We start from the raw sequence: 12,652 nt of genomic DNA on the forward strand, positions 1-12,652 counted from the left end.
GCTCGTCGGTCGTGTCGTGCCGGCCTGGGTGCCGTGATTGTCCACATCGGTGGAACGTAACGTCATCCCTGCCTCCATTTGTTGCCAGTCGGTGTGCACCTAGACTGGATCCCATCATGCCAGCTTGCCACTGGCCCGCTTCCACGGAGAGCCTCCCCATGACTGCTGCGCCATCCCTGTTCGTATCGCATGGATCGCCGATGTTCGCGGTCGAGCCTGGCCAGTTGGGCCCGAGTCTGCGGGCCTTGGGTGCATCGCTGCAGGATGTGCGCGCTGTCCTGGTGGTGTCGCCGCATTGGCAGACCCGCGGCGTGCGGGTCATGACCAGTGCCCGGCCGGAGACGATCCACGATTTCGGCGGATTTCCCCAGGTGCTGTACACCCTGCGCTACGACGTGGAGGGCGCACCGGACGTGGCAATGGAGGCTGCCCGCCGCTTGGGCGATGCGGGCTTTGATGTCACGCTCGACGCGCAGCGCGGCCTGGACCATGGGGCGTGGGTGCCGCTGCGCCACCTGCGGCCGGAGGGTGACCTGCCGGTGTTCCAGGTATCGCTGCCACACGACATCGACGCGGCCGGTGCGCTGCGCTTGGGTGCTGCGCTGGCGCCATTGCGCCAGCAGGGCGTGTTGATCATCGGGTCCGGCAGCCTGACCCACAACCTGTACGAATTCCGCCAGCACATCCGCGATCCCGAGTACGCCCAGCAATTTGCCGACTGGGTGCAGGACGCGGTGGCTCGCCATGACGTGCAGGGACTGGTGGATTACCGCCAGCGCGCCCCGCATGCGCAACGGGCACATCCCACCGAAGAGCACTTCCTGCCGCTGCTGGTGGCCTTGGGCGCGCGCCAGCCCTCGGATGTCGCCCGCTTCATCGAGGGCGGCATGACTTATGAGGTGCTGTCGATGGATTCCTACCTCTGGGGCGACACCGCCGCCGCGTAGCCGTCACGCGGCATCGTTCGCTGCGATTCAGGATGTGCGCAGCCAATGCGATGGGGTTCGCAATTGCACACGCATTGCCCAACGCAATTGCACGGCCTGTGATCCTCATCCCAGACCGCTGCGTGCAACTGGCGTTTCATGGAACCCGAGAAAGAGGGGGACGACACCATGAGCACGCACAGACGCCCCAGTGGGGACCGCTTGGAGCGGGTATTACGCAGCGTGCTCGGGCTGGCATTGGCGGGGGCCGTGGTCTGGGCCTGGGTGAACAGCGGCCCGACGCATCCGTCAGGGCTGGGGGGCGGCTTCCTGCCCTGACCAGCCCGCGGTTTTCTACGTCTTAGGCGGCCGGGCTGCGCAGATCCTGCACGATTCGGCCGGTTTCGCGCAGCTCTTGTTCGTGGGCTTCATCGCGCCATGTTTCGGCCAGAGCGGCTGCATACCAGGACGCCATTGCTGGCAGGGCCAACAGCCGCGCCGCGTAGTCCAGTGACGTCTGCGACAGCGGCAAGGTGTACGTCTGGATGCGGAAGGCGACCGGCGCGAAGAACGCATCCACGGCCGTGAATTCCGCCCCCGCGAGGAACGGACCGCCAAAGCGCGCAAGGCCTTCGTTCCACAGCGCATCGATGCGCGCCAGGTCCGCCTGCGTGCCGGGCGTGATGGCGTCCAGTGCAACCCGAACTCCGCAATTCATGGTGCACTGCGTGCGCAGGTTGCGAAAGCCCGCATGCATTTCCGCCGCGGCGCATCGCGCCCACGCGCGCGCGACGTCGTCCTTCGGCCACACCGTGGGGTGACGCTCGGCCAGATACTCGGTGATGGCCAGCGAATCCCACATCGCACGCCCACTGTGCAGCAGACACGGCACCTGTCCGCTGGGCGAGAACGACCGGAACGGGTTGGGTGCACCCGGAGCGGCGAACGGCGTCAGCGACTCCTCGAACGGAATGCCCAGAACCTGCATCAGCACCCAGGGGCGCAACGACCAGGAGGAGTAGTTCTTGTTGGCGATATGCAAGCGATACATGACGTCGTCCCGGACGGTGAAAGGCGGCCAGTATGGCGTGACCAGAGAGGGTCAGGAACGTGGGTTTTGGATTGACCCATATTTGGAACAATTGGTGTTGTTCTGGGTGATTTATTCTGCATTGGTGCTCAACCAAACTGCCCTCCGTCCCGCGTGGCACGCGCCACGCCCCCCTTCGGAGGTTCGCGATGATTACCCTGCGCCCCGCCAACGAACGCGGCTACGCCAACCACGGCTGGCTGGATTCGTGGCACAGCTTTTCGTTTGCTGGCTACCACGACCCGCGCCACGTGCATTGGGGTCCGTTGCGCGTCATCAATGAGGACCGCGTGCAGGCCGGGCAGGGCTTCGGTACGCACCCGCACCAGGACATGGAGATCATCAGCTACGTACTCGATGGCGCGCTGGCCCACCGCGACTCCATAGGCAACGGCGCGACCATCGTGCCGGGCGAGGTGCAACGCATGAGCGCGGGCACCGGCGTGACCCATTCGGAGTACAACCACGACCAGGAAGGCACCACGCACTTCCTGCAGATCTGGATCATTCCCGCCGTACGCGGCATCAAGCCCAGCTACGAGCAGAAGGCCTACCCGGAAGCGGAGAAGCGGGGTCGCCTGAGACTGGTCGCCAGCCCGGATGGCAGCGAGGGCTCAGTCACGATCCACCAGGATGCGCGGATGTACGCGGGTCTGTTCGATGGAGGCGAGACGGCGTCGCTCACGCTGGCCCCGGCGCGTCTGGCGTACGTGCATCTGGCGCGCGGCAAGGCCGTCGTCAACGGCCACGCGCTGGCGGCAGGCGATGCGCTGCTCTTCGCGGAGGAAACCCGCGTGGAAGTCGAACAGGGCACCGGCGCCGAATTGCTGGTGTTCGACCTGCCACGCTTGCCGTAAGTGGGGCTGCTCATGGCAATGAAGAATCCCTCCAACCGCTGGGGCATGGTCAGCCAGGCCATGCATTGGGCCACGCTTGCGCTGCTGGTATGGATCGCGTGGCTGGGACTGGGCATGGTCGACATGCCCAGCACGCCCGCCAAGATAAGCAACTACGCGTTGCACAAGTCGCTGGGCCTGACCCTCCTGGCATTGGTCCTGTTACGGCTGGCGTGGCGCGCCCATGAGGGTGCGCCCGCCCCACTGGCGACTACGCCGACCTGGCAAGCCCGTGTCGCATCCATGACGCACGTGGCACTGTATGTGTTGATGCTTGCCATTCCATTCAGCGGTTGGCTGTTCAACTCGGCATCGGGTTATCCGCTGCAATGGTTCAAACAGTTCAACCTGCCGGCACTGGCGGGTCGTGATCAAGGCATGGCGGATCTGGCCGCTGGCATCCATGAGTACGGATTCTGGCTGCTGGTGGCACTGGTCGCACTGCACGCGGGCGCGGCGGTTTACCACCACGTGATCCAACGTGACGACACCCTGGCGCGCATGTTGCCCCTTGTGAAGCGTCGCAACACCGTAGCTGTAACCGAACCGGAGTACTGACGATGACGTTCAAGCCTTTCCTGCTGTCCTTCCCCATCGCTGCGGCTCTGCTGGCCGCCGCGCCCGCCGGCGCTGCGGAGTACGTGCAGGCGTCGGGTGCGTTGAGTTTCGCCAGCCAGTACCAGGGTGAGGTGTTCACCGGGCAGTTCCCTGGCTTCCGCACCACGCTCAGTTTTGACCCCGCTGCGCCGAAAGCCGCCAAGCTGGATGTAGTTATCCCGCTGGCAGGTGCCACCACGAGGAACAGCGACCGCGACACCACGCTGCAAAGTGCGGACTTCTTCAACGTCGCCAAGTTTGCCCAGGCCCGTTACACCGCCAACGGCTTCCGCAGCCTGGGTGGCAACAAGTACGCCGCCGACGGGACACTGAGCCTTCGTGGAGTGAGCCGGCCGGCTACACTGACCTTCACGTGGACCCCGGGCGCGAAGCCCGTGCTGACCGGGAAGGCCACGGTCAAACGCCTCGACTTCGGCGTGGGGGGAGGCGACTGGGCCGACACCGAGCTGATCCCCAACGAGGTGGCGATTTCCACCAAGGTGACGTTCACAGCGAAGCCCTGATCCACTTTGACCACGACCGCGCCACACGCGGTCGTGGTCACGCCTCGGCGACACCCGCTAACACACTCCCGTCACGATGCCGGGCGCAGGCTTAAAAGCCCGTCCACAGGAATCGTGAACCATGCCCAGCGGGAAGCAGCCGTCCAAGCGCGCGGCCACCAAATCTTCCGCCTCCACCAAGCAATCGGCCGCAGACCAGACGCGTGCCGCTGGCGGCGAAACCCACCAGCAGGCCACTGCGCGCAGTGGCATCTTGACGACCGCGCAGGGCATTCCGATTGCGGACAACCAGAATTCGCTGCGCGCGTACTCGCGCGGTCCGACATTGCTGGAAGACTTCATTCTGCGCGAAAAGATCACCCACTTTGATCATGAGCGCATCCCTGACCGCATCGTGCATGCCCGTGGCAGCGCCGCGCATGGCTACTTCGAGCTGACCAAGCCGCTGACGAAGTACACGACCGCGAAGTTCCTGACCGAAAAGGGCCGCGTTCCCGTGTTTGTGCGTTTCTCCACCGTGGCCGGCGGTGCGGGCAGCGTGGACACGCCACGTGACGTGCGCGGATTCGCGGTCAAGTTCTATACCCAAGAAGGGAACTTCGACCTGGTGGGCAACAATCTGCCCGTGTTTGCCATCCAGGACGCGATGAAGTTCCCCGATTTCATCCACGCGGTGAAGATGGAGCCGGATCGCGGGTTTCCGCAGGCTGGAAGCGCCCATGACACGTTCTGGGACTTCGTTTCGCTCTCGCCCGAGACCCTCCACATGGTGATGTGGGCGTTGAGCGATCGCGGCATTCCGCGCTCGTTGCGCATGATCGAGGGGTTTGGCATCCACAGCTTCCGCCTGGTCAATTCCGCGGGTGAGTCCACCTTCGTCAAGTTCCACTGGCGGCCCAAGCTGGGCCTGCAGTCCACCCTGTGGGATGAGGCGGTGAAATTGCAGGGCGCGGACAACGACTTCCACCGCCGCGACCTGTTTGAGGCCATCAATGCCGGTCAGTTCCCTGAGTGGGACCTGTGCGTGCAGTTGTTTACGGAGGAGGAGGCCGAAACCTTCCCGTTCGACCACCTTGATGCCACCAAACTCGTGCCGGAAGAACTGGTGCCCCTGCAGGTGGTCGGGCGCATGGTGCTGGACCGCAATCCGGACAACCACTTCGCCGAGAACGACCAGGTGGCGTTCTGCCCGGCCAACCTGGTGCCCGGAATCGACTTCAGTAACGACCCGTTGCTGCAGGGGCGGCTGTTCTCATACCTGGATACCCAGCTATCGCGACTGGGCGGCCCCAACTTCACCCAGATCCCGATCAACGCGCCCAAGTGCCCGTTTGCCAACCACCAGCGCGATGCGCACATGCAGATGCAGGTGCCCAGGGGGCGGGTCGCCTACGAGCCGGCTTCCCTGGACAAGGATGGGTCGGAGCCCAATGGGCGCGAGGTATCGACCGGCTTTCGCAGCTTTGCGGAGAAGGCACCCGACGATGGCAGGAAGGGGCGCCTGCGCGCTGCCTCGTTCGCCGATCACTACAGCCAGCCCCGCATGTTCTGGCGAAGTCAGACGGAATTGGAGCAGGCGCACTTGGCGTCCGCGCTGGTGTTTGAACTGGCAAAGGTTGAGGACGACCCGGTCCGCGAGCGCAGCGTGTCGCAGTTGCGCAACATCGATGAAGGGTTGGCCCAGCGGGTCGCGGATGGCTTGGGCATGGCGAAGCTGCCGCCGGCCGCACCGGCCGCGGCGCCCACGCTGGACCTGCCGGAGTCGCCGGCCGTCACCTTGATCCCCAAGATGAAGGACACATTGGAAGGCCGGAGCATTGGCATCCTGGTGGCCGAGGGTAGCGACGGCAAGCAGGTGGATGCGCTGCGTAAGGCCGCCGAAAAGGCCGGGGCGCAGGTCAAGATCGTCGCGCCAAAGCGCCATGTCACCCTGAAGGATGGCAAGTTGCAGAAGGTGGATGGCCAGTTGGCCGGAACACCATCAGTGCTGTTCGATGCCGTGGCCAGCGTGCTCGACCCGGCCGAGGCGGAAAAGCTTGCACGGGACGGGGCGGCCATCGACTGGTTCCGCGATGCATTCGGCCACCTCAAGGCCATCGCTGCCTGTGGCGGTACGCGTGCTCACCTTCTCAAGGCGGCCAACATCAAGCCTGATGCGGGCGTCGTGGATCCAGCAGACGTAGCTGATTTCATTCGACTGGCGAAGACTCGTCAGTGGAAGCGTGAGCCAAAGCTGCGCACGTTGGCCTGAGCGGGCCATGGGTCAACACCGAGTGGCCGGCTTTGCCGGCCCCGGTGAATCAGCAAGAGCGTTGGCCGCTCTGCGGACTTGGCTGACAAAGGAACCGGATTGACTCAGCGGCAGGGCGGAGGCGTCAGATTCACAGGTATCCCAGTGCGTGCGCACTGCGGTACAGCATGTACACCGCGACCAGAAGGATCATCACCGCGAAGACCGCATTGAGCGCGCCCTTGCGGCCTGACAAGCGTTTGGCCCAGCGGGCGCCCAGCAGCCCACCCAGCACGCCACCGCCGATGAAAACGGCGGCCAGCACCCAGTCTACGTATCCGGAGCGGGCGTAATTGACGGCGGTGGTCAGCCCGAACAGCGTCACCGCGACCAACGACGATCCCACGGCGTAGAGGATCGGCATTCCTGTGGAGGCCATGAGGCCGGGCACCACCAGGAACCCGCCGCCGATGCCGAAGAAGCCGGACAGCAGCCCGGTAGCCGCGCCGGAGCCGACCAGCCGCGGCGCATTGGCGCGGTTCAATACGACCGCCTCGTCGCCCTCACTACCGCGGGCGCGTAGCATCAATGCCGCTACCACCACCATCAAGATCGCGAACAGGGCGAGCAGCTTTTGCCCGTCAAACCCCTTGCCGAGCGTCGAGCCCAACCAGGCGCCGGCCACGCCCGCAGTCGCAAACAGCGCCGCGCAGCGCCATTTGACGTTGCCGACTCGTGCATGGGTGACGAGGTTGATGGCGGCATTGGCCGCCACCGCGACGGCACTGGTGCCGATGGCCACATGCGGGTCGTGGATGCCCACCAGGTAGGCCAAGAGGGGGACGGCGAGGATGGAACCACCGCCCCCCACCATGCCCAGCGACAGTCCCACCAGCACGCCCGCGCCGGCGCCGAGCAGATACTGCACCAGCGTCAAAGTGAGCATGTGTCAGGTCTTGGCAGAGAAGGGCTGTGGATTAGACCGCGCGACCGCTGGGAGTCAGCGGCAGGCCGGCCCGCGCCCACGCCATCACGCCACCCGACAGGTTCCGTGCGCGTTCGCCAAGCGCGGTTTGGAGCGTTGCACATGCATTTCCGCTGCGAGCACCGCTGCGGCAGACCAGAATGACGTCACCCTCGGCAACGTTCACGCCGGCGTCGCTCAGGGCCTGTAGGCCCTGCTGCTGGATGCGGCCCAGCGGCACGTTGATCGCACCGGGGATGGCGCCTGCCTGGAATTCGCCGGGTTCGCGCACGTCCACCAAGGGGGTGCCGTCGGAGATGGCACGCTGCGCCTCCTGCGGAGCGAGTTCGCCGGCCGCGTTGGCCGAGAAAAGGGAACGAATGAAGCTCATGGGGTACCACGCGCACAGGGATAGGATAATCATATATTAGCATTGGCTAATATGCATAACCGATGAACGCGAGGCCCCCATCAGTCAGTCTTGCGCGACCGCCTGCTCGATGATCTTCTCCATGGTCACTTCCACCTCGCGGGCAGCGGACTGGATGCGCGGATCCTGCGAGACCAGTGCCAGCAGCGCCGAGGGGGGCACCATCCCAACGGCGGTGCCGCCATCGTCCTCGTACACCGATATCCGGCAAGGCAGCATCATGTTGAGCGCAACATCCATGCCCAGCACCTCGTGGGCTTGTGCCGGATTGCAGACCTCCAGCACGCGCACCTCCTGGGGCAGGTCGAAACCCTTGCCGGCCAGGATCTGCTTGAAATCGTAGGTATGCAGCACGCCAAAGCCATTGGCCTTTGCGGCGTCCTGCACGCGCTGGAACAGAATTTCGACGGAATGGTCGCTTCGGCGAATGAAGGTCATGGTCACTCCAAAGTGGGTTTAACGGGCGGGCCGGGAACCCAGCAGCCGGCCTTCCACCTCCAGCCCGTACAACGAGTGCGGCGAATCATGGAAGCGCTTGCGGGTGTCTGCCAGGTCGCCGGCGTACCGCGGGTCTTGCGGTCGTTCCTGGGCATTGATGTATTTCGCCACGTCCCAAGCCTCCTGGGCGCTGAGCGTGTTGCCACGGCCGAGGGGCATGTTGGCTTTGATGAAGGCCGCTGCGTTATCCAACTGGTGCATGCCGGCACCCCAGTTGTAGGAGTCGCGACCCCACAGGGGTGGAAAGACATAACGGCCTGCTGCCTTCTGTCCAAGCCCGTCCGGGCCGTGGCACAACGCGCAACTCTTCGTATACACCGCCTTGCCACGCGCGTAGTCAGGATCCTGAGGAGGCTTGAAGTCCTTGGGATATCCGGCACCCTGCATCTTTGCCCCTACCGGAACCCCTTGCGACATCCAGTAGGAATAGACCTCCAATGCCTTGAGTTCCTTGCTGTCAGCGGGGGGCGCGGTGCCGTTCATGCTGTACGTGAAGCAGCCCTGCAGCCGCTCCAGGTAGTTGTTCACCTCGCCCGTTTTGGCCCGATAGGCCGGGTAGCGAACAAATGCGCCCCACAGCGGCGCGGAGTTCGCCAAGCGCCCTGCGTCCAGATGGCAGTTGCCGCAGCTCAGGCCGTTGCCCACGTACTGCGCCGCATGCGTAGGGGTGTCGAGGAAGATCTTCCGGCCCAGCCGAACCAGATCGCCATACTCACCCTCGGGGATGTCATCGAAAGAGGGCGGTGAAAAAGTTGCGGCCGTTTGCACCGCTTCGGGCGACGGCGCTGCGGTGGTGACAGGCGCCTCCTCGGCGGCGATGGCCGGTTTTGCGCGGTAGGCCGTACGCGGGGGACGCACGTTGTCGCATGCCGTGGCGGCGACGACTGTAGCCAGCGCGACGAACGCGATTGCCGCTGCCCCACGATGTTGAATACCGGGCCTCATTTGACGTCCGCCACGTGCGCGGGCTGTTGCGCCAGCCACTCCGAGACCGCCGAGACTTCTTCCTGCGTGAGTTTCTCGGATATCGTCCGCATCAGCTGGAGTGGGTCGTTTTTGCGTGTACCCGACTTCCAGGCGTTGAGCTGGCCGCTGAGATATGCGGCAGGCTGACCTGTTACCGGCGGAAACGCGGTGCCGACGCCGGTGCCGCCGCGCGCGTGGCACTGTTCGCATGCTGGCACGCCCCTGTTCCACGCCCCTTCGCGTGCCAAACGTGCTCCGACACTGCGGTCGCCGGCGGGGGATGGGGTCTTGCGGACCAGTTTGGGCGGTACGGGCATTGCCGCGTAATAGGCGGCCATTGCGGCGCGATCCCGCGGAGCCAACGCTTTTGCCACCGGCTCCATGACGGGATTGAGCCGCGTACCGTTGGCGAAGCTATCCAATTGGTGCTCCAGGTAAGCGGCATTCAATCCCGCCAAACGCGGGAAGGACGCTTGCCCGCCGCCGTCCTGGCCATGGCAGCTGGCGCACGGGGCCTGCCCGTTGCTTCCAGCATTGGCCATGGTGGCCGGATCTGCAGCTCGGGCGGAGAGAGTGGGGCCCATGGCCCAGACCCCTATCAACAGCCACGCAAGCCGATGCGGGCGTGTTTGTTCCATAGCGCGTTGGTCCATGTTCCCAGTGTGATTGGCGGCAGGTGAGGGCCGCGTTGAGGCACACGCGTCGGGTAATCTTCAGTTGGTCGCGCGAATGCGTTCCCCCCTTTCCAAAGAGGACTTCATGGCCAACCGAGAGATCACCGAACTCCAGCGCGTCTTCCTGACCCGCCTCGACACTCTGGATCACATCCTGACGCTGGGTCAGAAACACCTGCCGGAGTTCGACGCCGTGATGCAGGAACGACTGGCGCCGGACATGGTCCCGCTGGGTGGGCAGATCGCGTTTGCCTGCAACCAGCCGCGCGGCTTCGCGCAATGGTGCGCGGGGCAACCCATCGAGAACCTCAAGCCGGAGTTTGCGACCTTGGCCCAGGCCCGCGATGCCATTGCGGGCACCAAGGCGATGGTGCAGGGTATTGGAGCTGACGACTCAAAGCTGGATGAGACCAAACGCATCGGCTTGGGTCCTGGCCGCTACTGCGAATTGCCTGCCCGCCAGTACGTCAGCGAGTACCTCCTGCCGAACCTCTACTTCCATGTCACCACCGCCTACGCGATCCTGCGCTCGCTGGGGGTGCCCGTGGGAAAGGCGGACTTCATGACGTACCTGGCGCCCCATGTCAGGCAGGCGACGGCAGGCTGAGCGCGAGACCGGAGCCTGGGTGCCACGCTGCCGTCATCGACAGCCTGCCGATGCCGACCGTGTTATTCAGCGCCAACGCAACCACGGTCATTGAGCGAACATGGACAACGAATCATTGAGGTCGGCATGAGCACGGCGGGCTCGGGGGCCACAACACTGGCGGTCCGCGACGCCTTGGCGGAGATCACGCTGGGCGGGGTGGGGGCAACCATGTCCGGCGCGTTCTTCTGGGCTGCACTGGCCGGCACGCTGCTCCTGCACGGGCTTTCGGTGGATGCCTTGGCATGGGCGACCGTGCTGGGAGGTGTGGTCGTGTATCCGGTCGGGTTCATCCTCAATCGGCAGTTGGGCGGTGACATGCTCGCGCGCGGCCACCCCTGGGCCAGCTTGATCTGGACGCTTGGCGGCACGCAGCTGCTGGGTTGGGTGACCGTGGCTGTATTGTTCTCGCAAGCGCCCGCGCTGGTACCTTTTGGCCTGGCCACTCTGGTCGGTGCCCACTTCCTGCCATTTGCGTGGCTATACCGATCGAAGCCTTACGCAGTACTCGGTGTTGTGTCGGTGGTGGGTGTCGGGGTGATGCAATTGCTCTGGAGCGAGGCCGCGGCCCTGCCCATCTCGGTGGGCATGACCTTGGCCATGTTGACGGCGGCGACGGTCGAGCGGCGACGGCTGGTCAACAGGCGGCGCTAGTTGCGCTCCAGTCGCCTGCGCCCGTTGAGCGATCGTGACGCACGCGAGAGAATGAGCTCGGAATAGAGCCCGGCAATGAGTGCCGATCAGCGTGGTCATGGACGACATGAGCAATCCCTACCGGCTTTGCCATACGCTCCCCCAATGCGATATGCCTGCCTGGAAAGCATGGCCGTTGATCACATGCCGGTGACGTCGGCACAGGCCCACTGCACTCCAGTTTCCCACTCGGAGTCTGGGCGGCATGGACCCTGCGAAACTTCTGGATTCCTACCTGACGGCGTCGCGGAAGAAGCCGTTTTTGGAAAATGCGCTTGAAGACGCATCCGATGAGCTGCTTGCGGCCCTGCAGGGGCATGCAGTCAAACGCTATGCCAGCAGGACGCTCACCCTCACCGAGCTGAAGCTGTTTGCCCATGATCTGGCAACGGTATGCAGCAAGCCAGCGGCCGAGCAGTTGTACCTCGCCATTGCATCGACCCATTCATGTTGCGTCCGGACTGCCAATCTTCAGGCTCGAGCGCGACTGGACGGGTGGCTGTCAGGGGATGGGCCTGGCTGACGCGGCATGTTCACATGGGTTTCCCGGGGACGTCGCGAAAATCAGGGCGAAACCCCATTGGAGCGCGCCATGGCACGCCCGATCTGGACAGGAACCCTGTCATTCGGTCTGCTGAATATCCCCGTTTCGCTGATGCCGGGCGAGCGCAAGGTTGACCTCAGTTTCCGCATGCTGGACTCGCGGGACAAGAAGCCGATCCGCTTCGAGCGCGTCAACGCCGAGACCGGTGAGGAAGTGCCGTGGAAGGACATCATCAAGGCCTTTGAGTACGACAAGGGCAGCTATGTGGTGGTCGACAAGGAGGACATCGCGTCCGCCGCACCGCAAACCCATGAGTCGGTAGACGTCGAGGCCTTCGTCGACCGGGACGAGATAGGGCTGCGCTTCTACGAGAAACCCTACATCCTGGTGCCAGGCAAGAAGGCTGAGAAAGGCTACGTGCTGCTGCGCGAAACCCTGGCCAGTACTGGGAAAGTGGGCGTGGCGCGGGTGGTGATCCGCACCCGGGAGTACCTGTGTGCGGTGGTGCCAGAGGGCGAGGCGCTGGTCTTGATCATGCTGCGCTACCCGCAGGAGCTGGTGGAGCCGGACGAGTACAAGCTGCCGTCGGGCAAGGCCGCCGACTTCCGCATCACCGCCAAGGAGATCGAAATGGCCAAGAGCCTGATCGAGTCGATGGCGGCGAAGTGGCAACCCGACGATTACCAGGACGAGTTCCGCAAACGGCTGGAATCGATCATCCGGAAGCGGATCAAGGCCAAGGGTGCGACGACGCGCATCGCCGAGACGGCGGCGCCCGAGCACGAGGATGCGGCGACCAACGTGGTCGACTTCATGGCGCTGCTGCAGAAGAGCCTGGACACGAAGAAGCGCACACCGGCCCGGAAGGCCGCAACGGGCAAGGCGGCGTCCGCCAGGAAGGCCCCGGCCCGCAAAGTGGCCAAGAAGGCCCCAACCAAGCGCGCGCCACGGAGCGGCGGGGCGACGAGGTGAAG

At 64.6% G+C, this 12,652-nt stretch carries 16 protein-coding genes; 10 read left to right on the plus strand and 6 right to left on the minus strand.

The genetic code is table 11. The features are described 5' to 3' along the window. Window positions 1-158: 158 nt before the first annotated feature. The gene (locus ACYVBS_RS09645; protein WP_460823318.1) at window positions 159-947 is read left to right on the plus strand and encodes a dioxygenase family protein; all 789 of its coding nucleotides are present in this window, start codon (window positions 159-161) and stop codon (window positions 945-947) included. A gap of 168 nt (window positions 948-1,115) precedes the next feature. Further along, window positions 1,116-1,265, plus strand: coding sequence for a hypothetical protein (locus ACYVBS_RS09650; protein WP_460823319.1), 150 nt, complete (start codon window positions 1,116-1,118; stop codon window positions 1,263-1,265). Window positions 1,266-1,287: 22 nt separating this feature from the next. Here the strand turns inward: ACYVBS_RS09650 and ACYVBS_RS09655 are convergent, their stop codons facing one another. Further along, window positions 1,288-1,977: a glutathione S-transferase family protein gene (locus ACYVBS_RS09655; RefSeq protein ID WP_460823320.1), complete on the minus strand. Its 690-nt coding sequence runs from the start codon at window positions 1,975-1,977 to the stop codon at window positions 1,288-1,290. A gap of 188 nt (window positions 1,978-2,165) precedes the next feature. On the opposite strand from ACYVBS_RS09655, the gene ACYVBS_RS09660 reads away from it, so the two are divergent. The 4 genes from ACYVBS_RS09660 (at window position 2,166) to ACYVBS_RS09675 (ending at window position 6,284) form a co-directional block, all read left to right on the plus strand. Further along, complete coding sequence (locus tag ACYVBS_RS09660) at window positions 2,166-2,873, plus strand: pirin family protein (protein WP_460823321.1); 708 nt, start codon at window positions 2,166-2,168, stop codon at window positions 2,871-2,873. A gap of 12 nt (window positions 2,874-2,885) precedes the next feature. After that, entirely contained in the window at window positions 2,886-3,470 is a 585-nt protein-coding gene (locus ACYVBS_RS09665; RefSeq protein ID WP_460823322.1) for a cytochrome b, read from the plus strand. A gap of 2 nt (window positions 3,471-3,472) precedes the next feature. After that, a complete protein-coding gene (locus tag ACYVBS_RS09670) occupies window positions 3,473-4,033 on the plus strand; it encodes a YceI family protein (RefSeq protein ID WP_460823324.1) in 561 nt (186 codons plus the stop codon). A gap of 121 nt (window positions 4,034-4,154) precedes the next feature. Further along, the gene (locus ACYVBS_RS09675) at window positions 4,155-6,284 is read left to right on the plus strand and encodes a catalase (RefSeq protein ID WP_460823325.1); all 2,130 of its coding nucleotides are present in this window, start codon (window positions 4,155-4,157) and stop codon (window positions 6,282-6,284) included. Window positions 6,285-6,414: 130 nt separating this feature from the next. Here ACYVBS_RS09675 and ACYVBS_RS09680 read toward each other — a convergent pair whose 3' ends face one another. From ACYVBS_RS09680 to ACYVBS_RS09700, 5 genes are all read right to left on the minus strand, one after another. After that, complete coding sequence (locus tag ACYVBS_RS09680; protein WP_460823403.1) at window positions 6,415-7,194, minus strand: sulfite exporter TauE/SafE family protein; 780 nt, start codon at window positions 7,192-7,194, stop codon at window positions 6,415-6,417. 46 nt (window positions 7,195-7,240) lie between these two features. Further along, on the minus strand, window positions 7,241-7,618 hold the full coding sequence (locus tag ACYVBS_RS09685) for a rhodanese-like domain-containing protein (RefSeq protein ID WP_460823326.1): 378 nt from the start codon (window positions 7,616-7,618) through the stop codon (window positions 7,241-7,243). Window positions 7,619-7,702: 84 nt separating this feature from the next. Beyond that, window positions 7,703-8,095 carry a DUF302 domain-containing protein gene (locus ACYVBS_RS09690; protein ID WP_460823327.1) on the minus strand — a complete coding sequence of 131 codons (393 nt, stop codon included), beginning with the start codon at window positions 8,093-8,095 and terminating at the stop codon, window positions 7,703-7,705. A gap of 18 nt (window positions 8,096-8,113) precedes the next feature. Further along, on the minus strand, window positions 8,114-9,100 hold the full coding sequence (locus ACYVBS_RS09695; protein WP_460823328.1) for a c-type cytochrome: 987 nt from the start codon (window positions 9,098-9,100) through the stop codon (window positions 8,114-8,116). Then, on the minus strand, window positions 9,097-9,705 hold the full coding sequence (locus ACYVBS_RS09700) for a c-type cytochrome (RefSeq protein WP_460823329.1): 609 nt from the start codon (window positions 9,703-9,705) through the stop codon (window positions 9,097-9,099). Before ACYVBS_RS09700 ends, ACYVBS_RS09695 begins: the two co-directional genes overlap by 4 nt. Window positions 9,706-9,880: 175 nt before the next feature. On the opposite strand from ACYVBS_RS09700, the gene ACYVBS_RS09705 reads away from it, so the two are divergent. The 4 genes from ACYVBS_RS09705 to ku all read left to right on the plus strand — a co-directional run bounded on the left by ACYVBS_RS09705 (window position 9,881) and on the right by ku (window position 12,650). After that, window positions 9,881-10,402: a DUF1993 domain-containing protein gene (locus ACYVBS_RS09705; protein WP_460823330.1), complete on the plus strand. Its 522-nt coding sequence runs from the start codon at window positions 9,881-9,883 to the stop codon at window positions 10,400-10,402. A gap of 126 nt (window positions 10,403-10,528) precedes the next feature. Next, window positions 10,529-11,095 carry a DUF7010 family protein gene (locus tag ACYVBS_RS09710; protein WP_460823331.1) on the plus strand — a complete coding sequence of 189 codons (567 nt, stop codon included), beginning with the start codon at window positions 10,529-10,531 and terminating at the stop codon, window positions 11,093-11,095. 244 nt (window positions 11,096-11,339) lie between these two features. After that, window positions 11,340-11,657 (plus strand): hypothetical protein, encoded by a 318-nt coding sequence (locus tag ACYVBS_RS09715; protein WP_460823332.1) that lies wholly within the window; start codon window positions 11,340-11,342, stop codon window positions 11,655-11,657. Window positions 11,658-11,726: 69 nt separating this feature from the next. Further along, on the plus strand, window positions 11,727-12,650 hold the full coding sequence (gene ku, locus ACYVBS_RS09720) for a non-homologous end joining protein Ku (RefSeq protein ID WP_460823334.1): 924 nt from the start codon (window positions 11,727-11,729) through the stop codon (window positions 12,648-12,650). The last annotated feature ends 2 nt before the right edge of the window (window positions 12,651-12,652 follow it).

Source organism: Lysobacter olei (assembly GCF_054777355.1).

Coding starts and splice junctions, on each gene's coding strand:
- ACYVBS_RS09645 (WP_460823318.1), top strand. CDS start 159: ATGACTGCTGCGCCATCCCTGTTCGTATCGCATGGATCGCCGATGTTC.
- ACYVBS_RS09650 (WP_460823319.1), top strand. CDS start 1,116: ATGAGCACGCACAGACGCCCCAGTGGGGACCGCTTGGAGCGGGTATTA.
- ACYVBS_RS09655 (WP_460823320.1), bottom strand. CDS start 1,977: ATGTATCGCTTGCATATCGCCAACAAGAACTACTCCTCCTGGTCGTTG.
- ACYVBS_RS09660 (WP_460823321.1), top strand. CDS start 2,166: ATGATTACCCTGCGCCCCGCCAACGAACGCGGCTACGCCAACCACGGC.
- ACYVBS_RS09665 (WP_460823322.1), top strand. CDS start 2,886: ATGGCAATGAAGAATCCCTCCAACCGCTGGGGCATGGTCAGCCAGGCC.
- ACYVBS_RS09670 (WP_460823324.1), top strand. CDS start 3,473: ATGACGTTCAAGCCTTTCCTGCTGTCCTTCCCCATCGCTGCGGCTCTG.
- ACYVBS_RS09675 (WP_460823325.1), top strand. CDS start 4,155: ATGCCCAGCGGGAAGCAGCCGTCCAAGCGCGCGGCCACCAAATCTTCC.
- ACYVBS_RS09685 (WP_460823326.1), bottom strand. CDS start 7,618: ATGAGCTTCATTCGTTCCCTTTTCTCGGCCAACGCGGCCGGCGAACTC.
- ACYVBS_RS09690 (WP_460823327.1), bottom strand. CDS start 8,095: ATGACCTTCATTCGCCGAAGCGACCATTCCGTCGAAATTCTGTTCCAG.
- ACYVBS_RS09695 (WP_460823328.1), bottom strand. CDS start 9,100: ATGAGGCCCGGTATTCAACATCGTGGGGCAGCGGCAATCGCGTTCGTC.
- ACYVBS_RS09700 (WP_460823329.1), bottom strand. CDS start 9,705: ATGGGCCCCACTCTCTCCGCCCGAGCTGCAGATCCGGCCACCATGGCC.
- ACYVBS_RS09705 (WP_460823330.1), top strand. CDS start 9,881: ATGGCCAACCGAGAGATCACCGAACTCCAGCGCGTCTTCCTGACCCGC.
- ACYVBS_RS09710 (WP_460823331.1), top strand. CDS start 10,529: ATGAGCACGGCGGGCTCGGGGGCCACAACACTGGCGGTCCGCGACGCC.
- ACYVBS_RS09715 (WP_460823332.1), top strand. CDS start 11,340: ATGGACCCTGCGAAACTTCTGGATTCCTACCTGACGGCGTCGCGGAAG.
- ku (WP_460823334.1), top strand. CDS start 11,727: ATGGCACGCCCGATCTGGACAGGAACCCTGTCATTCGGTCTGCTGAAT.